General features: G+C 61.1%; 23 protein-coding genes. 12 read left to right on the top strand and 11 right to left on the bottom strand.

Translation table 11 applies throughout. The features are described 5' to 3' along the window. Nucleotides 1-260 precede the first annotated feature (260 nt). Together moaB and AC3IT6_RS16885 are read left to right on the top strand one after the other, a co-directional pair. On the top strand, nt 261-800 hold the full coding sequence (moaB, locus tag AC3IT6_RS16890) for a molybdenum cofactor biosynthesis protein B (RefSeq protein WP_007976036.1): 540 nt from the start codon (nt 261-263) through the stop codon (nt 798-800). After that, nucleotides 797-2002, top strand: coding sequence for a molybdopterin molybdotransferase MoeA (locus AC3IT6_RS16885; RefSeq protein WP_489351297.1), 1206 nt, complete (start codon nt 797-799; stop codon nt 2000-2002). Before moaB ends, AC3IT6_RS16885 begins: the two co-directional genes overlap by 4 nt. A 353-nt stretch (nt 2003-2355) precedes the next feature. On the opposite strand, the gene AC3IT6_RS16880 is transcribed toward AC3IT6_RS16885, so the two are convergent. Then, on the bottom strand, nt 2356-3255 hold the full coding sequence (locus AC3IT6_RS16880; RefSeq protein WP_489351295.1) for a bestrophin family protein: 900 nt from the start codon (nt 3253-3255) through the stop codon (nt 2356-2358). A 5-nt stretch (nt 3256-3260) separates the two neighbouring features. After that, nucleotides 3261-4259: a GTP 3',8-cyclase MoaA gene (moaA, locus tag AC3IT6_RS16875; RefSeq protein WP_489351293.1), complete on the bottom strand. Its 999-nt coding sequence runs from the start codon at nt 4257-4259 to the stop codon at nt 3261-3263. Between the two features lie 435 nt (nt 4260-4694). Between moaA and AC3IT6_RS16870 the strand changes: the two genes are divergently transcribed. The 4 genes from AC3IT6_RS16870 to AC3IT6_RS16855 all read left to right on the top strand — a co-directional run bounded on the left by AC3IT6_RS16870 (nt 4695) and on the right by AC3IT6_RS16855 (nt 9738). Then, entirely contained in the window at nt 4695-7019 is a 2325-nt protein-coding gene (locus AC3IT6_RS16870; protein ID WP_489351291.1) for an FdhF/YdeP family oxidoreductase, read from the top strand. Nucleotides 7020-7140: 121 nt separating this feature from the next. Further along, a complete protein-coding gene (locus AC3IT6_RS16865; protein WP_489351289.1) occupies nt 7141-8562 on the top strand; it encodes a cytochrome ubiquinol oxidase subunit I in 1422 nt (473 codons plus the stop codon). 17 nt (nt 8563-8579) lie between these two features. Continuing rightward, nucleotides 8580-9596 carry a cytochrome d ubiquinol oxidase subunit II gene (cydB, locus tag AC3IT6_RS16860; RefSeq protein WP_489351287.1) on the top strand — a complete coding sequence of 339 codons (1017 nt, stop codon included), beginning with the start codon at nt 8580-8582 and terminating at the stop codon, nt 9594-9596. Beyond that, on the top strand, nt 9583-9738 hold the full coding sequence (locus AC3IT6_RS16855; RefSeq protein WP_151214959.1) for a DUF2474 domain-containing protein: 156 nt from the start codon (nt 9583-9585) through the stop codon (nt 9736-9738). Before cydB ends, AC3IT6_RS16855 begins: the two co-directional genes overlap by 14 nt. 399 nt (nt 9739-10137) lie before the next feature. Here the strand turns inward: AC3IT6_RS16855 and AC3IT6_RS16850 are convergent, their stop codons facing one another. Further along, nucleotides 10138-11565 carry an IS1182 family transposase gene (locus AC3IT6_RS16850; protein ID WP_489351285.1) on the bottom strand — a complete coding sequence of 476 codons (1428 nt, stop codon included), beginning with the start codon at nt 11563-11565 and terminating at the stop codon, nt 10138-10140. A 342-nt stretch (nt 11566-11907) separates the two neighbouring features. Continuing rightward, the gene (locus AC3IT6_RS16845) at nt 11908-12759 is read right to left on the bottom strand and encodes a CAP domain-containing protein (protein ID WP_489351283.1); all 852 of its coding nucleotides are present in this window, start codon (nt 12757-12759) and stop codon (nt 11908-11910) included. Nucleotides 12760-12901: 142 nt separating this feature from the next. Between AC3IT6_RS16845 and AC3IT6_RS16840 the strand changes: the two genes are divergently transcribed. The 5 genes from AC3IT6_RS16840 to AC3IT6_RS16820 all read left to right on the top strand — a co-directional run bounded on the left by AC3IT6_RS16840 (nt 12902) and on the right by AC3IT6_RS16820 (nt 17316). Next, nucleotides 12902-13522: a cell wall hydrolase gene (locus AC3IT6_RS16840; protein WP_489351281.1), complete on the top strand. Its 621-nt coding sequence runs from the start codon at nt 12902-12904 to the stop codon at nt 13520-13522. A 198-nt stretch (nt 13523-13720) separates the two neighbouring features. After that, entirely contained in the window at nt 13721-14698 is a 978-nt protein-coding gene (locus tag AC3IT6_RS16835) for an NAD-dependent epimerase (RefSeq protein ID WP_489351279.1), read from the top strand. A gap of 48 nt (nt 14699-14746) precedes the next feature. Next, on the top strand, nt 14747-15487 hold the full coding sequence (locus tag AC3IT6_RS16830; RefSeq protein WP_489351277.1) for a glycosyltransferase family 2 protein: 741 nt from the start codon (nt 14747-14749) through the stop codon (nt 15485-15487). Continuing rightward, the gene (locus AC3IT6_RS16825) at nt 15484-15762 is read left to right on the top strand and encodes a lipid-A-disaccharide synthase N-terminal domain-containing protein (RefSeq protein ID WP_150754601.1); all 279 of its coding nucleotides are present in this window, start codon (nt 15484-15486) and stop codon (nt 15760-15762) included. Before AC3IT6_RS16830 ends, AC3IT6_RS16825 begins: the two co-directional genes overlap by 4 nt. A 3-nt stretch (nt 15763-15765) precedes the next feature. Further along, nucleotides 15766-17316, top strand: a complete 1551-nt coding sequence (locus AC3IT6_RS16820; RefSeq protein ID WP_489351275.1) for an ArnT family glycosyltransferase — start codon at nt 15766-15768, stop codon at nt 17314-17316. Between the two features lie 52 nt (nt 17317-17368). Here the strand turns inward: AC3IT6_RS16820 and ahr are convergent, their stop codons facing one another. Further along, the gene (gene ahr / locus AC3IT6_RS16815) at nt 17369-18400 is read right to left on the bottom strand and encodes an NADPH-dependent aldehyde reductase Ahr (RefSeq protein ID WP_489351273.1); all 1032 of its coding nucleotides are present in this window, start codon (nt 18398-18400) and stop codon (nt 17369-17371) included. 200 nt (nt 18401-18600) lie between these two features. On the opposite strand from ahr, the gene AC3IT6_RS16810 reads away from it, so the two are divergent. Beyond that, the gene (locus AC3IT6_RS16810) at nt 18601-18801 is read left to right on the top strand and encodes a YbdD/YjiX family protein (protein ID WP_489351271.1); all 201 of its coding nucleotides are present in this window, start codon (nt 18601-18603) and stop codon (nt 18799-18801) included. Nucleotides 18802-18814: 13 nt separating this feature from the next. Here the strand turns inward: AC3IT6_RS16810 and AC3IT6_RS16805 are convergent, their stop codons facing one another. From AC3IT6_RS16805 to AC3IT6_RS16780, 6 genes are all read right to left on the bottom strand, one after another. Beyond that, nucleotides 18815-19582, bottom strand: a complete 768-nt coding sequence (locus tag AC3IT6_RS16805) for a metallophosphoesterase (protein WP_489351269.1) — start codon at nt 19580-19582, stop codon at nt 18815-18817. 889 nt (nt 19583-20471) lie between these two features. Continuing rightward, a complete protein-coding gene (locus AC3IT6_RS16800) occupies nt 20472-21944 on the bottom strand; it encodes an aldehyde dehydrogenase family protein (protein WP_489351267.1) in 1473 nt (490 codons plus the stop codon). After that, nucleotides 21937-22764, bottom strand: coding sequence for an ABC transporter permease (locus tag AC3IT6_RS16795; RefSeq protein ID WP_489351265.1), 828 nt, complete (start codon nt 22762-22764; stop codon nt 21937-21939). Before AC3IT6_RS16795 ends, AC3IT6_RS16800 begins: the two co-directional genes overlap by 8 nt. A 1-nt stretch (nt 22765) precedes the next feature. Continuing rightward, complete coding sequence (locus AC3IT6_RS16790; protein ID WP_489351263.1) at nt 22766-23683, bottom strand: ABC transporter permease; 918 nt, start codon at nt 23681-23683, stop codon at nt 22766-22768. A gap of 31 nt (nt 23684-23714) precedes the next feature. Further along, nucleotides 23715-24857 (bottom strand): ABC transporter substrate-binding protein, encoded by a 1143-nt coding sequence (locus AC3IT6_RS16785; RefSeq protein ID WP_489351261.1) that lies wholly within the window; start codon nt 24855-24857, stop codon nt 23715-23717. 39 nt (nt 24858-24896) lie between these two features. After that, a complete protein-coding gene (locus AC3IT6_RS16780) occupies nt 24897-26012 on the bottom strand; it encodes an ABC transporter ATP-binding protein (protein ID WP_489351259.1) in 1116 nt (371 codons plus the stop codon). Nucleotides 26013-26551: the final 539 nt, after the last annotated feature.

Here is a 26551-nt window from a genome sequence, read left to right as displayed (position 1 = left end):
AGGGGTAAGTATTGACTCAGGTGCGCAAGACACAAGGCGAGGCAGGAATCGTGAGGTGCGGACGATCTCATTGTCTTTGGTGTGCGTCCAATCACTGCTATCTAAGGGGTTATCGACGGGCTCTATGATTGATGTGGTTTCTGGTCTTTTTATATTGATAGATTGGCTCGATAGTCTGGTTGATTAGAGTGATTAGACACGGTTTGATTTATCGAATTAGTCTCCGGAAGTCATTTAATTTATATCTGCCGGAGAACCCCATGAGCGTCAAACCGGATGCATTGTTTATACCCCTGAATATTGCCGTGCTGACCGTCAGCGATACCCGTGAATATGCCAATGACACCTCCGGCCAATTACTCGTCAGCCGTTTGCTGGAAGCCGGCCACACCCTCAGCGAGCGCAATCTGCTCAAGGACGACCTGTACAAGATCCGCGCGCAGGTGGCGAACTGGATTGCCGACGACGGCATCCAGGTGGTGCTGATCACCGGCGGCACCGGGTTCACCGGCCGCGACAGTACACCCGAGGCCGTGGCCTGTTTGCTGGATAAGCAGATCGATGGCTTCGGTGAGCTGTTCCGGGCGATTTCGATCCTCGACATCGGCACCTCCACGGTGCAGAGCCGGGCCCTGGCCGGGCTGGCCAATGGCACGCTGGTCTGCTGCCTGCCAGGTTCCACGGGCGCCTGTCGCACCGCCTGGGAAGGTATCCTCGCCGAGCAACTCGACGCGCGCCACCGGCCGTGCAATTTCGTACCGCACCTCAAGCCCGTGCAAGCCTGCGGGACGCGGGGATGAGCACTTCACCGCTGATGTCGGTGGAGCAAGCCATCGACCGGCTGCTGACAATGGCCGAGGCGCAGCGGATTGAAGACAGTGAGGCGGTACCCCTAAACGCCGCCAGGCAACGGGTGTTGGCCAATGACCTGGTGGCGAGCCTCGATCTGCCGCCGTGGCCGAACAGCGCCATGGACGGCTATGCCCTGAATGTCGACGGTTGGGGCGGGGAGCCGCTGACCGTGTCGCAGCAGGTGTTTGCCGGTCACGCCCCCGAAGCTCTGGCACCGGGAACCTGCGCGCGCATCTTCACCGGCGCCCCGGTTCCGCCGGGCGCCAACTGCGTGGAGATGCAGGAGAACACGCAGGTACTGGATGACGGACGTATCCGTTTCAAGCAGCCCCTGAGCGCCGCCAGCAACATCCGCCCGCAAGGCCAGGAGAACCGCGTCGGCGATGTGCTGCTGCGCGCCGGCAAGCGCCTCGGCCCATTCGAACTGGCGGTCGCGGCGGCGCAGGGCTGCCCCCATGTGCAGGTCGTGCGGCGACCACGGGTGGCGTTGTTGTCCACCGGCGATGAACTGGTCGAGCCGGGCACGCCACTCAAGCCCGGCAGCATCTACAACAGCAATCGCACCTTGTTGAGCCATTGGTTGAATGCGTTGGGTTGCGAGGTCATCGACGCCGGCATTCTCCCCGACGAGCCACGCCAGACCCGGCTCAAGCTCGAACAGCTGCAACACACGGCGGACCTGATGCTCAGCACGGGCGGGGTGTCCGCCGGTGACGCCGACTGCCTCGGTCACGTCCTGCGCGAGTGCGGCAAGCCGTTGCTGTGGAAGCTCTCGATCAAACCCGGCAAACCTTTGACTGTAGGCCACTTCGGCCGCGTGCCGGTGATTGGCCTGCCGGGCAATCCGACATCGGCGTTGGTCACTTTCGGCCTGTTGGCGCGGGTTTATCTGTTGCGCATTCAGGGGGTCGAAGACGTCGAGCCCTTGAGCTTCCCGGTCAGTGTCGGCTTTGCCTGGCCCAAACCCGGAAGTCGCCGCGAGTACCTGCGGGCGAAACTCGAAGCCGGTCGCGCGGTGCTCTATCCGAACCAGAGCTCAGGTGTTTTGTTGGGGGCATCCTGGGCCGATGGGCTGGTGGAAGTGCCGGAAGGCTGCGCACTGGAAGTGGGCGACACGGCGCGGTTTATTCCTTTCAGCGAGTTGTTCTGACACTGCCCCTGTAGGAGCGAGCCTGCTCGCGAAAAGCCGGTACATCCAACACAGATATTGCCTGACCCACCGCTTTCGCGAGCAAGCCCGCTCCCACAGTTTTTGATCTTCAGTGAACGCTAATCCCACGGCCGGCCACAGCCCGCTCCCACAGTTTTGATCTTCAATGAATGCAAATTCTGCGGTGGGCCACAATACCTGTGGGAGCGGGCTTGCCCGCGAAGAGGCCGGCACATCCAACAGAGATGTCGCCTGACCTGACGCCTTCGCGAGCAAGCCCGCTCCCACAGTTTTGATCTTCAGTGAACCCGAGTCCTGCAACCACCCGCAGTACCCTGTGGGTTTCCTGAGTCTCAGTTCAACACAAAATCCACCGGCTCCAGCTGTGGCGGCAACTCCGTCACACCCAGCGCAGCCAGCACATCGCGCTCGATGTTGCGCACGATGGCGTCGGTGGGCAGGTCGTTTTCGTCGCGGCCGAAGGGGTCTTCCAGTTCATCGGCAATCGCATCCAGGCCGAAAAAGGTGTAGCTGACAATCGCCGTGAATATCGGTGTCAGCCAGCCCAGGGGTTCGGCCATGGCAAACGGCAAGAGGATGCAGAACAGGTAGATGGTGCGGTGCAGCAACAGGGTGTAGGGGAACGGCAGCGGGGTGTTCTTGATCCGTTCACAGACGGCCTGGGCATGGGTCAGGCTGGTCAGATGATTGGCCATGAGTGTGTAGCGCCAATCGTTGATCGCCCCGGACTCATTGAGTGACGAGCACTGTTGACCGACCTGCATCAGGATCTGCCCGCTGATGTCCGTGGAGTTGCCCTTGGGCATCGGGTGCAGCCAGTCGCCACTGGCGGCCATTTCGTTTTCCTGGCGCAGGCGCGCGTTGAGGGCATGGGCGAAGCCGCAGAGGTTGCTGAGGATCGTGTGGCGTTCAGCCGTGTCCTTGATCACCAGGGTTTCACGAATCATCGAGCGGATCTCCACGATCACATCGCCCCAGGCCTTGCGCGCTTCATACCAGCGGTCGTAGCAGGCGTTGTTGCGAAAGCTCATGAAGATCGACAACGACAAGCCCAGCAGCGTGAAGGGTGTGGCGCTGACCTTGGAAAAGTAACTGGGATGCAAGGTTTCAATGAGCACGATGGCCGAGGCGAGCAGCGTCACCATCAGGCTGCGCCAGGCGATGCGTTTGGCAATCGAACCTTTGAGGGACGTCAAAACGCCGATCAGATTGGGTTTGGGTCTCACGATCATGGGTTTCAGCCGCCCGTCATGTTCATGAAGCGAACAACCTGAACATCGTCGTTTACTTCGAAGTTGTGTCGATAAGGCTTGAGTTTCATCGCCTCGATAATGGCTTTCTCCAGGCGTTCGGGCTGTCCGGGGTGGCTGCGCAAGACAGCCTTGAGATCCACCGAGTGCTCATTGCCCAGGCACAGCAGCAGACGTCCTTCCACGGTCAGCCGCACCCGATTGCAGGTGCCGCAAAAGTTGTGGCTGTGGGGCGAGATGAACCCCAGGCGAATCTGCGGCGCCTCGGCCAGGCGCCAGTAGCGCGACGGACCCTGGGTCGACTCGGCGGAATCAATCAAAGTGTAGCGTTCGGCGATGCGTTCACGGACCTGGCTGCTTGCGAAAAACGATTCGGCGCGGCTGTGCTCATCGATGGTGCCCAGCGGCATTTCCTCGATGAAGGAGATGTCGAGGTTGCGGTCGATGGCGAAGCTCACCAGATCATTGATCTCATGGTCGTTGCGGCCTTTCATCACCACGCAATTGAGCTTGGTGTTGCGAAATCCGGCCTGGTTGGCGGCGTCGATGCCCTTGATCACCTGCGCCAGATCACCGGTGCGGGTCAGTTCGCGAAAACGTTGCGGGTCCAGGCAATCGAGGCTGATGTTGAGGCGCTTGACCCCGGCGTCGAACAACGGCTCGGCCAGTTTGGCCAGCTGCGAACCGTTGGTGGTCATGCACAGTTCACGCAGGCCGGGCAGGGCGGCGATCTTCTCGCACAGTTGCACCACGCCCGGACGGATCAACGGCTCGCCCCCGGTCAGGCGGATCTTGCGGGTGCCCAGTGCCACGAAGCTTTGTGCCAGTTGATAAATCTCTTCCAGGGTCAGCACCCTTTGGCGCGGCAGAAACTGCATGTCCTCGGCCATGCAATAGACGCAACGGAAATCGCAGCGGTCGGTGACCGACATCCGCAGATAGTCCACGCGCCTTGCAAACCCATCGATCAGGACTCGTTCTGACATGATTTCCTCTCCTGGCACCGAAAAACCTGTAGGAGCGAGCTCTGCTCGCGATGGTCGTTAACGATTACGCGTGCTTTCTGGTTACACGCGGTGCTCTTGGGTCCATCGCGAGCAGGCTCGCTCCTACAGTACGAATTCCGTTAATGACGGATTTGTTGAGCGCAGGCTAAGAGCAACTTCAGCGGGCGTCCAATCACTATTGATGACCGGGTGATCGACCGGCTCTATGATGAACTTTATTTTGTGATTAAAAGAGCTTTAAGTGATTTCAAGTAATTGAAAAAAAAGGATAAAAATCCGTGATAGAGCGTTTCGATAATGCGGTCATAAATAGCGATTAGACAATAATTAAACGCCATTCATATGCTTTCTCCGCAAATCGAACAATGACCTGAATCAGGTCGAAGCCTGTGTGCATTGTCACGGAGAAGTACCATGTCTCAAGTCGACCGATACAAACCCTATAAAGGTGCCGCCGCTGGTTGGGGTGCGCTGATCGCTGTTACCAAGAACTGGCTGGGCAGTGAAAACGCGCTGAAGAACATTCGCGCCATGCTCAAGACCAACCAGAACGGCGGGTTCGATTGCCCCGGTTGCGCCTGGGGCGAGTCGCCGGAAAACGGCATGGTCAAGTTCTGCGAAAACGGCGCCAAGGCGGTTAACTGGGAAGCCACGGGCCGTTTGGTCGACCCGGCCTTCTTCAACAAATACAGCGTCTCGGCGCTGGCCGAGCAGAGCGATTACTGGCTGGAGTATCAGGGCCGCCTGACCCACCCGATGCGTTATGACGCGGCCACCGACCGCTACGTGGAAACCACCTGGGACGAAGCGTTCGCGACGATCGCCCGGCACCTCAATGCGCTGGAATCGCCGGATCAGGCCGAGTTCTACACCTCGGGCCGGGCCAGTAACGAGGCCGCCTTTCTCTATCAGTTGTTCGTCCGCGCCTACGGCACCAACAACTTCCCGGACTGCTCGAACATGTGCCACGAAGCCAGCGCGGTGAGCATGATCGAAAGCCTCGGCGTGGGTAAAGGCACCGTGGTGTTTGACGACCTGGAGCATGCCGATGCGATCTTCGTCATCGGCCAGAACCCCGGCACCAACCACCCGCGAATGCTCGAACCCTTGCGCGAAGCGGTCAAGCGCGGTGCGCAGGTGATCTGCATCAACCCGCTCAAGGAGCGCGGACTGGAGCGCTTCCAGCATCCACAGCACCCGATCGAAATGTTGCTGAACGGCTCCGAGCCCACCAACACCGCGTACTTCCGCCCGGCACTAGGCGGTGACATGGCGGTGATGCGCGGCATGGTCAAGTTCCTGCTGCAGTGGGAGCGCGAAGCACAGGTCAGTGGCGGCGAGCCGGTGTTCGACCATGCGTTCATCGCCGAACACACCTCGGGAATGGGCACCTACCTGGGGGAAGTCGACGCAACCAGTTGGGAGCACATCGAGCAGCAGTCGGGCATGACTTTGGCAGACATCGAACTCGCCGCTCGCATGTACGCCCGGTCCAAGCGGGTGATCATGTGCTGGGCGATGGGCTTGACCCAGCACACGCACTCGGTGCCGACGCTGCAGGAAGTCATCAACCTGATGCTGCTGCGCGGCAACGTCGGCCGTCCCGGCGCGGGGCTGTCGCCGGTGCGTGGTCACAGTAACGTGCAGGGCGACCGCACCATGGGCATCAACGAGCTGGCGCCTGCGGATTTGCTCGATGCCCTGGAAAAACGCTTCTCCTTCAAGCCGCCGCGCGAGCATGGTCACAACACCGTGATGGCGATCGGCGCGATGGAGCAGGGACGTTCGAAAGTGTTTATCGCCCTGGGCGGCAACTTCGCCCAGGCCACTCCCGACACGCCGCGCACCCACGCCGCGTTGCGCAAATGCGACCTCACCGTGCACATCGCCACCAAGCTTAACCGCAGCCATCTGGTCACCGGCCGTGAAGCGCTGATCCTGCCGTGCCTGGGCCGCACCGACATCGACATCCAGGCCGAAGGCCCGCAAGGCGTCACCGTGGAAGACACCTTCAGCATGATCCACATCTCCCACGGTCAACTGAAACCGAAGTCGAAACACCTGCGCTCCGAGCCTGCGATCATTGCCGGCATCGCCGCCGCGACCCTGGGCAAGCACCCGATCGACTGGAACTGGGCCATCGGCGACTACGGCCGCATTCGCAACATGATTGCCGACACCATTCCCGGCTTCGAGGATTTCAACCGGCGCCTGCTGCATCCGGGCGGTTTCCACATGCCCAACGACGCGGCCAAACGCATCTGGAAAACCGCCAGCGGCAAAGCCCAATTCACCCCGAGCGTGTTGCCGCAGCACCTGATCAGCGAGGGCGTGCGCAACCTCGCGGTCAAGCCGCACCTGATTCTGCAGACCATGCGCTCCCACGATCAGTACAACACCACGCTGTATGGCCTGGATGACCGTTATCGCGGGGTGTACGGCATGCGCGACGTGGTGTTCGCCAACGAGCAGGACATTCGCCGGCTGGGTTTTGAACCGGGGCAGAAGGTCGACCTGGTGGCGCTGTGGGACGACGAACGCGAGCGTCGGGTCAGCGGTTTCACCCTGATCGCCTACGACATTCCGGCCGGTCAGGCGGCGGCGTACTACCCCGAGACCAACCCGCTGGTGCCGCTGGAAAGTTACGGTGACCGCACCTTCACCCCGACTTCCAAGTTCATCGCCATCCGGCTGGAACAGGCGAAGGCCAGCAACCTGATTTCGACTTCCGCCGCCTGACACCGGGGGCGGCCCGATGCCGCCCGCGTAACCCTTTCGACTTGTGTTGGCTGCAGGCCCCCCGGCCTGACGGTGGCCCGGCCGTGTGCCGCCGTTTTTCAGCCGCGATGAGGATATCGACATGTTTAACCTGGAGGCACTGGACCTGGCGCGCATGCAATTCGCGTTCACGGTTTCGTTCCACATCATCTTTCCCGCCATCACCATCGGGCTGGCCAGTTTCCTGGCGGTGCTCGAAGGGCTTTGGCTGAAGACCCATAACGACACCTACCGCGATCTCTACCATTTCTGGTCGAAGATCTTCGCCGTCAACTTCGGCATGGGCGTGGTCTCGGGGCTGGTGATGGCCTACGAGTTCGGCACCAACTGGAGCCGCTTCTCCGATTTCGCCGGCAGCATCACCGGGCCCTTGCTGACCTATGAAGTGCTCACGGCGTTCTTCCTCGAGGCCGGTTTCCTCGGGGTCATGCTGTTCGGCTGGAACCGGGTAGGGCGCGGCTTGCACTTCTTCTCGACGGTCATGGTCGCCATCGGCACGCTGATTTCGACCTTCTGGATTCTTGCGTCCAACAGCTGGATGCAAACGCCCCAGGGTTTCGAGATCGTCGACGGTCGGGTGATGCCGCTGGACTGGCTGGCCATCGTGTTCAACCCGTCGTTCCCGTACCGCCTGGCGCACATGGCGATTGCCGCGTTCGTGGCCACGGCGTTCTTTGTCGGCTCGTCGGCGGCGTGGCACCTGCTGCGCGGCAACGACACCAAACAAGTGCGCAAGATGCTGTCGATGGCGTTGTGGATGGCCTTGATCGTCTGCCCGATCCAGGCAGTGGTCGGTGACGCTCACGGCTTGAACACCCTGGAACATCAACCGGCGAAGATCGCAGCCATCGAAGGGCACTGGGAAAACAACGGCAGCGAAGCCACGCCGCTGGTGCTGTTCGGCATCCCCGACATGCAGGCCGAGAAGACCGGATACGCCATCGAGATTCCCTACCTGGGCAGCCTGATCCTGACCCACAGCCTCGACAAGCAGATCCCGGCGCTCAAGAGCTTCCCGAAAGAGGATCGGCCCAATGCGACGGTGGTCTTCTGGAGTTTCCGCGTCATGGCCGGGCTCGGCATGTTGATGGTGCTGGCGGGCGTGCTTGGCCTGCTCTTGCGTCGCAGCGGCGCCATCTACCGCAATCGCTGGTTCCTGCGCCTGATGCTGTGGATGGGGCCAAGTGGCCTGATCGCCATGCTGGCCGGGTGGATCACCACCGAAGTCGGGCGCCAGCCGTGGGTGGTGTATGGCCTGCTGCGTACCGCCGATGCCGCGTCCAATCACAGCGTTGCACAGCTAAGCATCTCGCTGGCGCTGTTCGTGGTGATCTATTTCTCGGTGTTCACGGTGGGCATCGGCTACATGATGAAACTGGTCGGCAAAGGGCCGCAGCCACATCACGGACACCCCGTCGACGGGCATTCCGATCAGGTCATTACACCGCGCCGGCCGCTGTCCGCCGACGCTGAAATCCTCGAAACCGACGCCCGCGTCAATTGAAGGAAGGGAGTTGAGTCATGGGTATTCAAGGTATCGACTTATCGCTGATCTGGGGCGTGATCATCGCCTTCGGCGTGATGATGTACGTGATCATGGACGGCTTCGACCTGGGGTTGGGCATTCTGTTTCCGCTGATCCCGGATGCGAAGGAGCGCGATGTGATGATGAACACCGTGGCACCGGTCTGGGACGGTAACGAGACCTGGCTGGTGCTGGGTGGCGCGGCGCTGTATGGCGCGTTTCCGCTGGCCTATTCGGTGATTCTGGAAGCGTTGTACCTGCCGCTGATCCTGATGTTGTGCGGCTTGATCTTTCGCGGTGTGGCGTTCGAGTTCCGTTTCAAGGCCAGCCCTGAAAAACGTCACATCTGGGACATGGCGTTCATCGGCGGTTCGCTGCTGGCGACCTTCTCCCAAGGCGTGGTGATCGGTGCCTACATCGCCGGCATCCCGGTGGTCGACCGCCAGTTCGCCGGTGGTTCGCTGGACTGGCTGGCACCGTTTCCGCTGTTTTGCGGAGTCGGTCTGATCGTCGCTTATGCGCTGCTCGGCAGCACCTGGTTGCTGGTCAAGACCGAAGGCATGCTCGAATCGCGGATGCGCCTGTTCACCCGGCCCCTGGCCTGGCTGCTGTTGGCGGTGATCGGCGTGATCTGCGTGTGGACGCCGATCCTGCATCCGGACATCGCCACCCGCTGGTTTGCCCATGCGCACCTGGCGGTGTTCGGTGGCCTCGCGGTACTGGCCTTGCTGGCGATGTTCGGCTTGCTCAAGACCCTGCGCCAACGCCATACCCATTGGCCGTTCGCCTTCACCCTGATGCTGGTGTTCCTCGGTTACATCGGCCTGGCGTTCAGCATCTGGCCGAACATCGTGCCGCCGTCGATCAGCCTGTGGGCAGCGGCGTCACCGCCGACCAGCCAGTTGTTCATCCTGATCGGCGCGCTGTTCATCCTGCCGATCATCCTGATGTACACGGTCTGGAGCTACTACGTGTTCCGCGGCAAAGTGAGGATTGGCGATGGCTACCATTGAAACGAATCAAACGGCCCCCGCGCGCTGGTACAAGCGCCTGGGATGGCTGGTGGTGATCTGGCTGGGCAGTGTGGTTGCCTTGGGTGTGGTGGCGGGGGCGTTGCGGATGTTGATGCATGCGGCCGGGATGAGTAGCCACTGATGGCAATTCATTAGAGGGTTCCAGTTCACTTTGAGGCGTATGTATGGATTGGATTGGATTGGGTGAATATCCATTCCTGCGGTAACGGCCACTAACGGTTCCGCCCTTACGGCGGGTCACTTGGAAAAGCCCCAAGTAACCAAGGGCTCTTGCCCCTGACGTTCGGTGCCTCGCCTAGGCTCGGCATGCCCTCGCTCCGGTCCTGCTCCGTGGGCCCGCCGCCATCGGCCATCCATGGCCCAGAGTGTGTAAAAACCGGCTCAAGCAGCGTCGGCGCGCAGCGCAGACGCTGCTTTGGCCTGCTAATCACAGCTAAAGCGTTCCACGTAGCCGCAGCCGGTTCTCAGGGTCGCTACCAACACGTCACAGCGCTTCAATCGGGGCAAAACAAGGGCCTTTTCAGGCCGCCAGCGCTTTCACCAGATTTTGCGCACCGAGGACTTTCATCACTCGCTTCAAGTTGTAGGCGAGCACATTCAGGCTCATTTCGGTGCTCACCCCGGCAAGCCGCCGGGTCAAAAAGTGTGTCGCACCCATCCATTGTTTGAGCGTCCCGAAGGGATGTTCGACGGTCCGCTTGCGGATGCTCATCATCTGCGGCGCATTCTCCAGACGGACCTGCATTTCCTCCAGCACGGCTTCATGTTCCCAGCGACGAACCTTTCGCTCTCTGGCCGGTGTGCATTGCGCCTTTATCGAACAGGCCCGGCAGTTCGAGCTCCAGTAACTGTTCAGCGTCTTGCCATTGTCGACGTAAGAATTGCGCCAGATCAGCACTTCCTTGGCAGGGCAGACGTACACATCTTTGTCCGCGTCGTAAACAAACTCGTCATTGTTGAAGCGGCCATCGAATTTGGCGCGCGAGCTCAGCGTCTTCGGCACATAAGCGCTAATCCCTGCCTCGTGGCAGGCAAGGATCTCCCCGCTTTTGTAATACCCTCGGTCAGCCACCACCGACAACGATTCGAGTTTCATCGCCTCACGGGCCAGCAGCGCCATCGAGCTGAGCTGATCACGGTCATGACCCTCATTGGTCACCTCGTGCGCGACGATCAGATGATGCTTGGTATCGACCGCCGTCTGTACGTTGTAACCCACGATTCCTTTGCCGCTCGTCATCATGGAGCGCGCGTCCGGGTCGGTCAGTGAGACCTGTTTGTCCGGGGACTCCTCAAGCTGTATTTCAATCGCCTGAAGCGCCTTCATCTGCTCCTTCAGTTTGGCGATTTTCTCTTCCAGGCCGCCTTTGGGCCCTGAAGACTTGGTCTCTTCCCGATCAGCTGCATCCAGCGCCTTCAGATAATGGGCAATGCTCGATTCGATTTCTTCCATCCGGCGTTTCAGCTTGGCGCTGGTGAAGTTGCGGTCGCGGTGGTTCACAGCCTTAAATTTGCTGCCATCTATGGCGACGAAATTTTCCGTGAAAAGCCCCAATTGCTGACACAGCACAACAAACTGTCGGCAAACGCCTCGAATGGCCTTGCTGTTGTCTTTACGGAAGTTGGCGATGGTCTTGAAGTCCGGCATCAGTCGACCGGTAAGCCACATCAGCTCGACGTTGCGCTGCGCCTCGCGCTCAAGGCGTCGGCTCGACTGGATGCGGTTTAGATAGCCGTAGATGTAGATCTTCAGCATGACTGCCGGGTGGTAAGCCGGTCGGCCGGTTTCAGCGGGGACAGCGCTTTCAAAACCCAAGGTGATCAGGTCAAGTTCATCAACGAAGACATCGACAACACGCACCGGATTGGTGTCGCTGACGTAATCGTCCAGGCTCTCGGGGAGCAAGGTACTTTGACCTCGGTGTTCACCTTGAATGAAGCGTTTCATGGGCAGCCCTTGCGATGAAATCCTGGGAAATCATAGCAAGGGTTTGCTTAGAAGTTTTGACACACTCTGGGCCATGGATGGCCGATCGCGGCGGGCCCACGGAGCAGGACCGGAGCGAGGGCATGCCGAGCCTAGGCGAGGCACCGTACGTCAGGGGCAAAAGCGTTTGGTTACTTTGCGCTTTTCAAAGTGACCCGCTGTAAAAGCGGAACCGTCACCCGCCGTTACCAAAGAAACGGATATGTACACCATCGGCTGCACAGTCCGCCCACGACACACGCTGTGCGTCATGGACTTCAGTCTCGCCGCAAAAGTTTTCTCAAAGGGCACAGAGTCTTGTCTTTACTGAGCCCCAAACACCGCCGTCCAGTAAATCCCCGCATCGCTCTTCGGATCATTCGCATAGGCCGCGCCCAATTCGTTGAACTGCGGGTTCATCAGGTTGGCGCAATGACCGGGGCTGACCAGCCAGCCTTCGACCACCTTGCGTACGCTGTCCTGCCCGGCGGCAATGTTTTCGCCGATCTGCTGGAAGTCGTAGCCGGCCAGTTCCGCGCGGTCGCCCGGGGTGCGGCCATCACGGTCCTTGTGGTCGAAGAAGTTGTTGTTGGCCATGGAGCGCGAGTGGGTTTCGGCGGCGGTGGCCAGCGTGGCGTTCCAGGCCAGCGGCGCGGTCGCATTGAAAGACTGGGTGCCGCATTGACGCGGCTTGGCCCGTGCGGCGTTGAGTTCGATGAGCAGCTTCTGGCCCTCGGTCTGCCAGTCGCCCAAGCGTGAACTCAGCAGTGGTCGCGCCAGGACGATGCGCCACTGATTGTCTTGGCGGCTGACGCCAACATCGACAAATTGCGGGTCGAGGACGATCTGGCAAAAGCTCTCCTGGATCGCCTTCATCGCCGCGGCCGCATCGCGAGGCCCGGACAGGCTGATGGCCTGCACATTCTTCATGGGATAACCGGCAGTGGCCATGGCCTGCTGCAGATTACCGATGCTCGGGGCGGTCAGTACCAGGCGCGGGTCGGCCGACAGCGGCGGAAGTTCCGATGAAACCTGGCCGGCGCAGCGCTGCAGTTGGCTGCGATAGACGTTGATCGATTCGACCAATTGCGCTTCGTCGGCTGCCACGGCGTTGGCGGCGAATACCAGGCCCAGTGACACACCGGCCAAACGCATTGCGGATGAAATGAAACCCATGAAAATCCCCCTTGAGCAGATTGCGCCCATGATGCGCGAAGTTGGCCCAGCTAAGACAACGGATTTATCCAGAGTGTAGTGGGGTGGGCGAAATCATTTCACTACTAGACTCAATTGAACCACTCACCGAGTGACACCGACCATGCGCTTCGACTGGATCGCCACTTGCCTCGCCCTGACGTTGCTTGGCGGCCCGGTGTCCGCTGCGGATCAAGCGCAAAAACAGCAAGCGGCCGAGAACAAGGCCGAGGTGCTGGAACAGAAAGCCGCTGAGAATAAAAGCCCCGCACCGGCGCCCAAGGCCGAAGCCATTACCCCGTCCGAAGTCCAGGCCGTTGACCCGGCCGGCGCCGCGCCGCTGGACGATGCGATCACGTGCCTGGCCCGGTCCATTTACTGGGAAGCCAGGGGCAAGGACGCCGCCGACATGGAGGCGGTGGCCAATGTGGTCATGAATCGCCTGGGCCACGAGGGCTTTCCGGACACGGTGTGCAAAGTGGTCAAGCAGGGTTCGGAGACCAAGAGCTGCGAGTTTTCCTGGTGGTGTGACGGCAAATCCGATTCGGTCCAGGAAGAGGTGCCTTACACGATGGCCAAGGAAATCGCGCGCAAGGCCCTGAACAAGGAACTGCCGGATCGCACCCAGGGTGCCCTGTATTTCCATGATCGTACCGTCAAGCCGGATTGGGCCAGGGAATACATCTGGACCGTGGATATCGGCCTGTTTCGGTTTTACAAACCCCATGGCGGATCGGCCAGATAGCCGCGGTGTTTTCGGCCAGATATTTTATTTTTCCGAGGTAGCGCGAGGCGTTATCCAAACTGAAATGTGTCTGTTTTATAAGCTTCATAACGCAACCGTGCGCGAATGACGCCATAAGCAGGGACTACACATGAAGTTGACGAGGGTCCGGATCAGTAACCTCGCGTCGATTGCGACGCAGTCGCCGGCGCGTTTCCCATGACCGTCCTGGTCACCGGTGCGGCCGGTTTCATCGGCTTTCATACAGTCCAGCGCTTGTGCCGCGAGGGTCAGGAGGTCGTCGGTATCGACAACCTCAACGACTACTACGACGTGGAACTCAAGCACGCACGCCTCAAGGTGCTGGAGACTTTGCCGGGTTTTCGTTTCCGGAAAATGGACATCGTCGACAAACCGGCCCTGATGAGCCTGTTTCAACAACACGCTTTTACCGAGGTGGTGCACCTGGCCGCTCAGGCCGGGGTGCGCTATTCGCTGGACAACCCGGATGTCTATGGGCAATCGAACCTGGTGGGTTTCCTCAATGTGCTGGAAGCCTGTCGGCACCATCGCCCCGAGCACCTGATCTACGCCTCGAGCAGCTCGGTGTACGGCGCCAACAGCAAGCTGCCGTTCAGTGTCGAGGACCCTGTCGAACATCCCGTTTCGTTGTACGCCGCTAGCAAGCGCGCCAATGAACTGCTGGCTGAAAGTTACTGCCATCTGTATGGCCTGAAAGCCAGTGGCCTGCGCTTTTTTACCGTCTACGGCCCGTGGGGGCGCCCGGACATGGCGCTGTTCAAGTTCACCGACGCCATCCTCAAAGGCCTGCCCATCGACATTTACAACCAGGGGCAGATGTCCCGCGACTTTACCTATGTCGACGACATTGTCGAAGGGATCGCCCGACTGCGCCCAAGGCCTCCGGTGCCGGAAGGCTCTGTCGCCGGGGTCAACCGGCTCTTCAACATCGGCCGCGGCATGCCGGTGGCGTTGCTGGATTTCGTCGAGTGCCTGGAGTCAGCCCTGGACCTGCAGGCCCGGCGCAACTACCTGCCGATGCAGGCCGGTGACGTGCTCAAGACCTGGGCCGATGTCTCGGCTCTGACCGAGTGGGTGGGCTTCAGCCCGCAGGTGACACTGGAAGCTGGCGTAAGAGAGTTTGTGAAGTGGTATCGGCAGTTCTACCGGATTTGATGCGTTCGCCTCTGATCTCGAAAAATCAAACAGGGCGAGAGAGACCCCATGAGCCAAGACATTTTTGTATCCGTACTGATTCCCGCCAAGAACGAATCAAACAACCTCAAGCCGCTGCTTGAGGAAATCCGCGTGGCGCTGGCCGATGAGGCTTACGAAATCATCGTGGTCGACGATGGCAGCACCGACGCGACCCTGCATGAACTGCGGCAGATTCGCCAAAACGGCTTGAACACCTTGCGCATCCTGCATCACGAGCGGTCGCTGGGGCAGAGCACCTCGCTGTACCACGCGGCCCGTGAGGCTCGCGGGCAGTGGCTGGCGACCCTCGATGGCGACGGCCAGAACGACCCCGCGGACATTCCCGGCATGCTCGCGCTGGTGCGCGGCGAACCGGGCAAGGTCGACGTGCAACTGGTGGCCGGGCATCGGGTCAATCGGCGTGACACCGCGAGCAAACGCTACGCCTCGCGGTTCGCCAACAACCTGCGCCGCCGCCTGCTCAAGGACGCCACCCCGGACACCGGTTGCGGCCTGAAGCTGATCGAGCGCGCGGCGTTCCTGCGCCTGCCGTACTTCGACCACATGCATCGCTACATTCCTGCGCTGATCCAGCGTCATAACGGGCGCATGATCGTGCACCCAGTCAACCACCGGCCGCGCACGGCCGGGGTGTCGAAATACGGCAACCTCGACCGCGCGCTGGTCGGCATTCTTGACCTGATCGGTGTCTGGTGGCTGATCAAACGCACGCGCCTGAACACCCAGGCCCAGGAGCTCGAAGGATGATTCTGACCCGTGAAACCCTGTGGTTGCTGGTCGGCTTTGCCGGGCAGGCTGCCTTTACCGGGCGGTTTGTCTTGCAGTGGTTGTACAGCGAGTACAAGAAACGCAGCGTGATCCCGACCAACTTCTGGTACCTGAGCATCGTCGGCAGCACCTTGTTGCTCGCCTACGCCATTTACCGCCAGGACCCGGTGTTCATCGTCGGCCAGGCGTTTGGCTCCCTCGTCTATTTTCGCAACCTGCAATTGATTGCCAAAAGCAGAAGCGTAAAGGAATAAGCAATGCGTAGATCGTTGTCGCCCAGGATCGAGTGCCTGGGCCTGATGCTGCTCGCCCTGTTGCTGATCGGCGCGGGAATGGGCCTGCGTCAGGCGCAGAATGTGGACGAGGAGCGCTTCCTCGGTGTCGCGCTGGAGATGCTGCAGAACGGCTCGTGGCTGATCCCGCACCGGGCCGCCGAGATCTACGGCGACAAGCCGCCGATTTTCATGTGGACGGTGGCGTTCTTCACCTGGCTGACCGGCAAACCCAACATCGCGCTTTATATCCCGGGACTGTTTTCGGCGGTGACGGTTACGGCGATGGTCTATGACCTGGGCCGTCGCCTGTGGACCCAGCGTACCGGGCGCAACGCCGCGCTGTTGTACCTGGCGACGTACCAGACCTACAGCATTTTGCGCACCGGTCAGATCGACAGCTTCCTGATTCTGTTCACTTCCCTGGGCCTGTACGGCCTGACGCGGCACCTGCTGCTCGGCCCGGCGTGGCGCTGGTTCTACGCCGGCTGCGCGGCCATGGGCATTGGCGTGATCACCAAAGGCGTGGGTTTCCTGCCGGCGCTGTTGCTGATTCCTTACGCCTATGCAGTGCGCAAAGGCTGGCCCGGCGTAGTGGCGATGCCCGGTGAAGCACGCAAGTGGTTGCTCGGGTTTGCGCTGATGCTTGCGGCGATTGCGATCTGGCTGTTGCCCCTGGCCTTGTCCATCATGGTCAATGGCAACGCAGACGAAGTGGCCTATGCGCGGGAGATCCTCCTGCGCCAGACCGCGGGCCGTTATGCCGCCGCGTGGCATCACCGCGAACCGTTCTGGTATTTCTTCACCAACGTGATTCCGCAGTATTGGCTGCCGTTGGTGCTGGTACTGCCATGGCTGGTGCCGGCCTGGCGCCGTCAGTTGCAAAAACGCGATGGGCGGGTGTTGGTATTGCTCGGTTGGGTGCTGTTGGTGGTGCTGTTTTTCTGCATCAGCACGGGCAAGCGCAAGTTGTACATCTACCCGGCGCTGCCTGGGCTGGTGCTGGTCGCCGCGCCGTTGATCCCGTGGCTGCTCAAGCGCTGGTTCAAACGCCACCCGCGTTTGCGTCGGGTGTTCCCGGCACTGGTGGCGACCTGGTTCGCGTTGTGGTTCACCCGTGGTTTCATCGAACCGCTCAAGGATGGCACCAACGTTGATCAGGTGCTCATGACCCAGGCGGCGACCATGACCCAGGGCGCCGATCTGGTGCTGGTCAACTGGGAGGAGGGGCACTGGTTGTTCGCCCGGCAACCGATCGTGCATTTCGGCATGGACAATTCGACCATCGAAAAGGCCGCGCTCTATCTGCGTGAACACCCCAAGGCCTACGCTTTGGTGCCGGATGACGTGCTGAACCAGTGCTTCAAACCCGAAGCGGCCCGTGAGCTGGGGGAAAACTCCCGGGCGAACTGGTCGATCGTGGGCGCGGCTGCCGACAACGGCAAATGCCTGCCGCAAGAGGCCGGAAAAGCCTATCGGTTCACCTGGAATGACCCGCATATGCCGTCGGCGCCAGTGCAGGTAGCCAATCCCTGAGGAAAAAAAGGGCCGCTTGAATAAGCGGCCCTTTCTCTTCATTCGTCGCCTGTCACTGACTGGCGTCCAGCACCACGCGGTAGCGTGCCTTGCCGCTGCGCAAATGATCGATGGCCTCGTTGATCCGGCTCATGGGAAACATCTCGACCTGCGGCACAATCTGGTGGCGTGCGCAGAACTCCAGCATGGTCGCGGTGTTGGCGGGCGAGCCGACCGGTGAGGCGGACATGGTTTTTTGCTGGGGAATCAGCTCGAACACGTGCATGGGGATGGCATCGGGTACGACGCCGACAAAGTGCAGGCGACCCTTGCCGCGCAGGGTGGCGAGCATGGCGCTCCAGTCGAGGTTGGCGTTGGCGGTGACCAGGAGAAAATCCAGGGTGCCGGCAATAGCATTGAGCGCATCGGTATCGGTCGAGGCGACCACCTTGTGCGCGCCCAGGCGCTTGGCTTCGTCCTGCTTGCTCAGCGATGAGGTGAACGCCGTGACTTCGCAGCCCCAGGCGTTGAGGAAGCGCAGCGCCAGGTGACCGAGGCCGCCGATGCCCACCACGCCGGCCCGGTCGGTGGGCTTGATGCCGAACTCCAGCAGCGGGTTGAACACGGTCGAACCGGCACAGAACAACGGCCCGGCCATCGCCGGATCGAGCCCGGCCGGGATCGGCAAGGCCCAGGCCCAGTGCGAACGAATGCGGTCGGCAAAGCCACCGTTGCTACCGATGATGGTCGGTTGCACGGTGCGACAAAGGTTATGCGAGCCTTCGATGCACGAGGTGCAATGCATGCAACTGCCCTTGTACCAACCGATGCCCACCCGTTGCCCCATTTCCAGGCCGCGAACCTGGTCACCCAGGCGCACGATACGGCCGACTACTTCATGGCCGGGAATGAACGGGTAACGGCTGATGCCCCAATCGTTGTCGATCAGCGACTGGTCGGAGTGGCAGACGCCGCAATATTCCACGGCGACTTCCACCTCATCGCTGCCCAACGGGCCGGGATCGTAGCTAAAGGGTTCCAGTGGCGCGCCCGCTGCCGTGGCGGCCCAGCCGGTAAAGGTGGTGAGTTCGCTGCTGTCGCTCATGAGATACCTCCAGATCAGAAGTCAGGGGTCTTGGCCGCTTTGGTGCAGCGGCGGAGCGAGGAAAGTGTAGCGGGTCATGGGCGTTCCATTGGGCGCGCCGCCGGATACTTGAACATACAAAAGCGCCCGATGTGGACACATTGCCGATACATCAGCGCGGTTTCATGGGGCCAGGTCCCACACTCACAGAGAGATCAGCCATGTTCCGCAAACTGCAGCAGGTCGCCAGATTGTTCAGCCAGAGCGCCCGATTGATGGTGGGTGTTCCCGAGTACGACAACTACGTGGCACAAATGGCCCGCAACCATCCGGGCGAGCCGGTAATGACTTATGAGATGTTTTTCCGTGAACGCCAGGAAGCGCGTTTTGGCCGGGGCAAGTGCAATACGCGGTGCTGTTGACCCGAGCGTTACCTCAGAAATCCAGATCGATCACGAAGGCATCATCGAAATCAGGATTTTCATTGATGCCATTCTTGGCATAGCCCCGGGGGTTGCAGACCACCCGGGTGTTGCCCACCCGATAATCAAAGCTGCCATGGGTATGGCCATGCAGCCACAGTGCCGGCTGCCAGTCTTTGATCCGCGCTTCGAGGTCCGAGACAAAGCTTGAGTTGATCGGCGAACCGGCAAAGGTTGGGCTGATGCTCGACCGCGTCGGGGCGAAATGCGAGACCACCACCGTGGGCGTGCTGCTGTCGCGGCTGAAGCAGTCTTCCAGCCAGGCGACCGTCTGCAGAAACACCAGCTGGGAAATGGCCGGTGTGAACAGGTCCGGAAAGTCGGGGGCGATCCTGATGTGGCTGAAGTCACGGATCAACTGGGTCGCCAGATCGATGCCCAGCGCCCGATCATCCGGGCTGTCGAGAAGGCGATAGTCGGACCACAAGGTACAGCCGAGAAAGCGCACGCCGTCGTGGACGTACTCCGAACGTTCCAGTACGTGGATCTGTGTACCTTGCGACAAGCTGTTCAATTGCTCGTAGGTGGAGACCAGGTCACTGCCATAAAACTCGTGATTGCCCGCCACATACAACAGAGGAACCGGGCAGGCTCTGGCCCACTCGATGGCCTTGGCCGGCCGGGCGATGTCCCCGGCGAGCACGACGATATCGGCCTCCACAGCGGGAAAAGGGATCGCGTTGACGGACAGGTGCATGTCGGACAGCAAAGCGATGCGCATGGATCAACTCCGGCGTGTCTTGAAGGGCAGGTCATTCAAGTTACGCGTTGATAACCCGTTGTCACAAGCCTGTTGGTCAACCGCGAATCCCGCGGCCGGCCACAATCCCTGTGGGAGCGAGCTTGCCCGCGAAGAGGCCGGCACATTCAACAGAGATGTTGACTGACCCACCGCTTTCGCGAGCGAGCCCGCTCCCACAATTTTGATCTTCAGTGACCACCAATCCTACGGCTGGCCACAATCCCTGTGGGAGCGGGCTTGCCCGCGAAGAGGCCGGCACATTCAACAGAGATGTTGACTGACCCACCGCTTTCGCGAGCGAGCCCGCTCCCACAATTTTGATCTTCAGTGACCACCAATCCTACGGCCGGCCACAATCCCTGTGGGAGCGGGCTTGCCCGCGAAGAGGCCGGCACATCCAACCGAGATATTGGCAGACCCACCGCTTTCGCGAGCAAGCCCGCTCCCACAATTTTGATCTTCAGTGACCACCAATCCTACGGCTGGCCACAATCCCTGTGGGAGCGGGCTTGCCCGCGAAGAGGCCGGCACATCCAACCGAGATATTGGCTGACCCACCGCTTTCGCGAGCAAGCCCGCTCCCACAATTTTGATCTTCAGTGACCACCAATCCTACGGCTGGCCACAATCCCTGTGGGAGCGGGCTTGCCCGCGAAGAGGCCGGCACATCCAACCGAGATATTGGCAGACCCACCGCTTTCGCGAGCAAGCCCGCTCCCACAGTTTTGATCTTCAGTGAACGCCAATCCCGCGGCCGGCCACAATCCCTGTGGGAGCGGGCTTGCCCGCGAAGAGGCCGGCACATCCAACAGAAATGTTGGCCGACCCACCGCTTTCGCGAGCAAGCTTGCTCCCACAGTTGGCCCGTTTACTTCAAATACCACCCCCAAGGCTGGTCACTGACGTACTCGGTCACCTGCTTGACCTCAAGATAATTGTGCAACCCCCATTGCCCCAGCTCCCGGCCAATGCCGCTGTGTTTCATCCCGCCCCAGGGCGCTTCGACGAAGGTCGGTTGCGAGCAGTTGACCCAGACGATCCCGGCGCGCAGCTGGTTGGCGACCCGGGCGGTGCGCTGCAGGTCCGCGCTCATCACGGCGGCGGCCAGGCCGAAGCGGCTGGCGTTGGCCATTTGCACTGCTTGCTCTTCGGTCTTGAAACGCTTGATGCACAGCACCGGGCCAAACACTTCTTCGCGCCACAAGATGCTGCTGTGGCCGGGTTCGTCGAAGATGGCGGGTTCAATGAAGTAACCTTCGTTTAAATGAGCAGGGCGGCGTCCACCCGTGAGCAAACGGGCGCCGCTGGCCAGGCCCTGGTCGATGAAACCGAGCACCTTGTCGTACTGGCCCTGGCTGACCAGCGGCCCGAGCAGTACACCGGGCTGCATGCCCGGGCCAATGCTGATCTTGCGGGTTTCTTCGACCAGACGTTCGATCAGGCGTGGGGCGATGCTTTCCTGCACCAGCAGGCGTGACGTGGCGCTGCACACCTGACCCTGGTTCCAGAATATCCCGAACAGAATCCACTCCACAGCGGCTTCGACATCGGCGTCATCAAACACGATGAACGCAGACTTTCCCCCCAGTTCCAGGCTGATGTTCTTGATGTCCCGCGCCGCCGCCGACATGATTTTCGCCCCGGTGGGCACGCTGCCGGTGAAGGCCAGTTTGTCCACCCCCGGATGTTCGGTGAGCGGGCTGCCGGCGTCGGCGCCGAGGCCGGTGACCACGTTCAACACCCCGGCCGGCAAGCCGATACGGTCGGCGGCAGCCGCCAGCTCCAGGGCAGTCAGTGGCGTCAGTTCGGACGGTTTCAACACCACCGTGGCCCCGGCGGCCAAGGCTGGCGCGACCTTCCACGCGGCCATCAGCAGCGGGTAGTTCCAGGGAATGATCTGCCCGGCGACGCCAATCGGCTCATGGCGGATGCGGCAGCGAAAGCGCTCGTCCGGCAAGGCCAGCGGCTGATCCTGTTGCTGATCCAGTTCACGGGCCAAACCGGCGTAGTAACGGAAGCAACCGATGGCATCACCAATGTCCCACTGCGCTTCAGGCAAGGGTTTGCCATTGTCGCGCACTTCCAGTTCCGCCAGCGCTTGCTGGCCACTTTCCAGCTCATCGGCCAATGCTTCCAGCCACTGTGCGCGCTCGGCGCCGCTGGTCTGGCCCCAGCCATTGTCGAAGGCGCGACGGGCCGCACGCACGGCATGGTCGACATCCTCTTCAGTGCCTGCCGCCACGCGGTGGAAGACCTGTTCGGTGGCCGGATCGATCACGTCCAGATAGCCGCCCAGGTCCGGGCTGACCCATTCGCCGTTGATGTAGAGCTGATCACGCATGGTGCGACTCCTTGACGCCGGTACGGCGGTTTTGCAGATGGCGGGAAGTGAACAGCAGGGCCAGCGACACGCAGATGATCACCGTGGAAATCGCGTTGATCTCTGGCGTCACGCCGCGGCGGATGGAGGAAAAGATGTAGATCGGCAGCGTCGTTTCCGAGCCGGCGACAAAGAATGCGATGATGAAATCGTCGAAGCTGAAGGTGAACGCCAGCAGGAACCCGGCCATGATCGCCGGACTGATTTGCGGCAGGGTCACCCGCCAGAAGGTGTCCATCGGTGGCGCGTACAGGTCGGCAGAAGCTTCCAGCAAGGCCTTGTCCAGCGAGTCGACGCGGCTGCGCACGATCACCATCACCAGGGCCATGGTGAACAGCGAATGCGCGGCGATCACCGTAAAGAAGCCCATATTCAGCTTCGGCACTGTCGGCAACCAACTCGCCAGCAGCGGGTTGATCAGGTCGAACAGGCTGATGAAGGCGATCAGTGTCGAGATGCCGATGACGATTCCCGGCACGATGATTGCGCAATAGGTCAGCGCATCAAACAGCAGGCGCACCTTGGCGCCGCAACGCTGCAAGCCGAACACTGCCAGGGTGCCGAACAGCGTGGCAATCACCGCTGAACTGAAGGCGATCAGCGCGCTGTTGCCCAGGGCTTCCATGATGAACGGGTTGCCGAACGCGGTGCCGAACCATTGCACCGAGCAGCACTGGAACGCCAGGCCACTGCGCCCGGCGTTGAAGCTGAACAGCACGATCAAGGCAATCGGCGCGTAGAGAAACAGGTACAGCGAGGTTGAATAGCTGCGCAGCCACATGTCACAGGCCTCCGTCGGCAGGGCGGCCGCCGTAGCGCGCCACCAGTTTCAGATACACGCCGATGATCAGCAGCATCATCGCCACCAGCGTCATGGCCAGCGCACTGCCGAACGGCCAGTTGCGCGATTGCAGGAACAGGTCGACCAGCGCGTTGCCGACAAAGAACACCTTGCCGCCGCCGAGAATGGCCGGGATCAGGAACTCGCCCATCAACAGGATGAACACCAGCATCACCCCGGTGATGATCCCCGGCGCAGACAGCGGCAGGGTGATCCGGCGGAAGCTTTCGAAGGCACTGGCGCCCAGGTCCGCCGAGGCTTCGAGCAGGCGCTTGTCGAGTTTTTCCAGGCTGACGTAGATCGGGAACACCATCAGCGGCAGGTAGCCGTAGACGATGCCGATCAGCACCGCCCATGGCGTGTTGATCAGCCGCACATCCTCAAGTCCCAGGCTGGCCAGCAGCGCCGGAATGCCCTTGCCGCTGAGGATGAAAATCCACGCGTAGGTGCGGATCAGGAAACTGGTCCAGAACGGCACGATCACCAGGGTCAGCAACAGCGAGCGGTTCCTCGTGACCTTGATCGCGAGGAAGTACGCCAATGGATAAGCCGCCACCAGGCACACCAGGGTGCCCAACGGCGCCAGCATCAGCGTATTACTGAACGCCGCGCCGCGAGAACCGAGGTTCAGGTAGTTGGCCAGGGTGAAGCCACCGGCGTAACCGCCCACGGCGCTGCGCTCGCCGAAACTGAAGACCAGGATGATCACTAGCGGCATCAACAACAGCAGCAGGAACCACAGGGTCGAAGGCAAGAGCATCAGCAGGGTGATGCGCCGGCCGAGGCTGCGCCGTTGGCGAACCTCGACCGACAGGGCGTGGCCCGGCTGCACCGTTTGCGGGTGGGCGGCGGCATTCATGGGTGACTCCTCATTGGCCATGGTCAAGCGATCAGGCGGACTTGAAACGCGCCATCAGCTCGGCGCGCGCCGGGCTGGTCAGCGTCGCGGCGGCACCGAACTCCAGCGGGCTCAGGGCCTCGGCGGCCGGGTACATGATCGGATCGTCGAGCATCGCCACCGGCAGCAGCGCGTCGACACGCTTGTCGCCGCTCAGGTAGCCGTGGCTCAGCACTTCGAGCTTGTTGTGCTGTGGGTCGAGCAGATAGTTGATGAAGGCGTAGGCGGCATCCTTGTGCTCCGAGCTTTTCGGAATCGCGAAGAAGTCGCTCCACAGCTCGCCACCTTCCTTGCCCAGTTCGAACTGCATTTGCGCGTTGTCGCGGTGCAATTGCGAAGCATCGCCAGTCCACGCCATCGCCAGCCAGGCATCGCCGCTGCGCATCGACGGCTGAATGTCGGAGTTGATCGCGAACAGGTGCGGCTTGACCTCGATCAGCAGCTTTTCGGCATCGGCCAGTTCCTTCGGGTCCAGGGAGTTGAAGCTGTAGCCGAAGCTTTTCAGCGCGTTGCCGATGGCGGTCAACTGGTAGTCGTGGACGATCGTCCGGCCACTGGCCGGGCCTTGGGCGGCGGCCCAGAATTCCTTCCAGCTGGCGGGGCCGTTTTTCAGCTTGCCGGCGTCGTAGAGCATGCCGGTGGTGCCCCAGTTTTTCGGCACCGCGTAGACCTTGCCGTCCACCGTGCCCTGGGCCATGAACTTCTGCTGGAACGCCGAGGCATCGAAGTTGGGAATGCGCGACAGGTCCAGTGGCTCGATCAGCCCCAGGCCGACGTAGGTGCTGATGGTGTAGTTGGTCGGCACCAGCACGTCCCAGCCACTGCCGCCGGCCTGTAATTTGGCGAGCATTTCTTCGTTGGAGCCGAACACACTCATCGACACCCGGGCACCGGTGGTTTTGCCGAAGGCGTCGAGGTTTTCCTGGCTGTGATAGTTCGGCCAGGTCGCCAGCGACAGGCGATCACCCAGCTTGGCCTGCTCGGCGGCCTCGGCGGTGGAGGTCAACAGGCCGGGCATGTTGGTGGCGACCACGGCGGCGGCGATCCCCAGGCCGGTGCGGCCAAGGAACTCGCGGCGGCTGATCGAGCCGTTCTGCCAGCTGCGCAGGGTTTTTATAAAAGTCTTCTGGTCCATAGCACGCTCCACATCCGGTTGATGAAACGAATCGATGATTTACAACGCCATGGCCAGGCCATTGGCGTGATCCCAGCCGACGCGCACTGGCGCGCCGTGTTCGAATGCATTGGCGCCGTGATCCTGCTGGCGCGGCACCCGCACGCAGACCACGCCGAAGGCCTGGGTGCGCACGCGGTATTCGGTGGAATTGCCCAGGTAGATGCGGTCCTCGACGGAACCCTGCAGCTTCACTTCCCGGGTCATTTCGGCGTTGGCGCTGGCGATGCTGATCAACTCCGGGCGCACAGCGATGCAACCGGCGGCATTGGCGCTCAGGCCTTTGCCGGTAGGCGTCAGCGGGCTGGTCAGCTCCAACCCTTGCTCGGTGCGCAGGACGACGGAGTTGCCGTTGAGCTGGCGCACGGTGCCGTCGAACAGGTTGGACTCGCCGATAAAGTCGGCCACGTAGCGGCTGGCCGGGGCTTCGTAGAGTTGTTCCGGGGTGGCGGTCTGGATGATCGAACCGTTGTGCATCACGCTGATGCTGTCGCTCATCGACAGGGCTTCTTCCTGGTCGTGGGTGACCAGCACGAAAGTGATGCCGACCTCGCGCTGCAAACGCAGCAGTTCCGACTGCATCTCCTTGCGCAGCTTGCGGTCCAGCGCGGCCAGCGGCTCGTCGAGCAGCAACACCGTCGGCTTGTTGACCAAGGCGCGGGCGAGGGCGACACGCTGTTGCTGGCCGCCGGACAATTCACTTGGCTTGCGCTGGCCAAAGCCGCTCAGGCGCACCATCTCCAGCGCTTCATCGGCCATGCGCAGTTGCTGTTTTTTGTCCGGGCGCGGGGTGCGATAACGCAGGCCGTAGGCAATGTTCTGCGCCACGGTCAGATGCGGGAACAGCGCGTAATGCTGGAACACCATGTTCACCGGCCGCTCGAAGGCCGGCACGCCGGCAACGCTTTTGCCGGCCAGACGAACCTCGCCGCTGGTGGGCTGTTCGAAGCCGGCGATCATGCGCAGGGTGGTGGTCTTGCCACAGCCCGAGCCGCCGAGAAAGGAATGAAACGAGCCACGCCGCACCGCGAAATCCAGACCGCTGACGGCCTGCACCTCGCCATAGCGTTTGACCACATTGCAGAATTCGATATCGCTTGGCGGGGTGTTGTTCACGAGACGGGCTCCCTTGCAGTGATGAATCAGTGCGTCGGGGGCCAAACTAGCAATCGGGGTTTTGCGGTGTATATATCCCTTGGGGGATAGGAGCAGCTTGTTGTAGGAGCGAGCTTGCTCCGGGCGGCGTTCCGACGATGGGCTCAAGAGCACTGCGTTCAGCCAGTCATCACGTGTATTCGTTAACGACCATCGCGAGCAAGCTCGCTCCTACAAAATGCAGATGCGTGTTTAAAGACACCCGGAGTTACTTCGCGAAGGCTACACCACCTTGCGTCGTTGCCTACAGGTACGCCAGAATCCGCCGGCTTGTGCGCCTTGGGGCTGGGTTTTATCGTTTGTCGGTCGCTGAATAACAACAGTGATCGGGTTTGGTAGCCCGGCTATGTGAGGTGCAAAGCGTCATCATCTGCAGCGTTTTTTTACTCTGCTTTATGGTGGCCATGCACAGGGCGCCTTCGGGCGCGCCGGTCTCCTTGCATCCCGGTCTACCAACCTGCGTATGGCCACCACCCTTCGTTTGGTAGCGTGAGAGTGAT

The sequence above is a fragment of the Pseudomonas sp. KH_017 genome (genome assembly GCF_057840285.1).
Note: the sequence above shows the minus strand (reverse complement) of the source record. Positions and strands in the feature narration are given on the sequence as shown.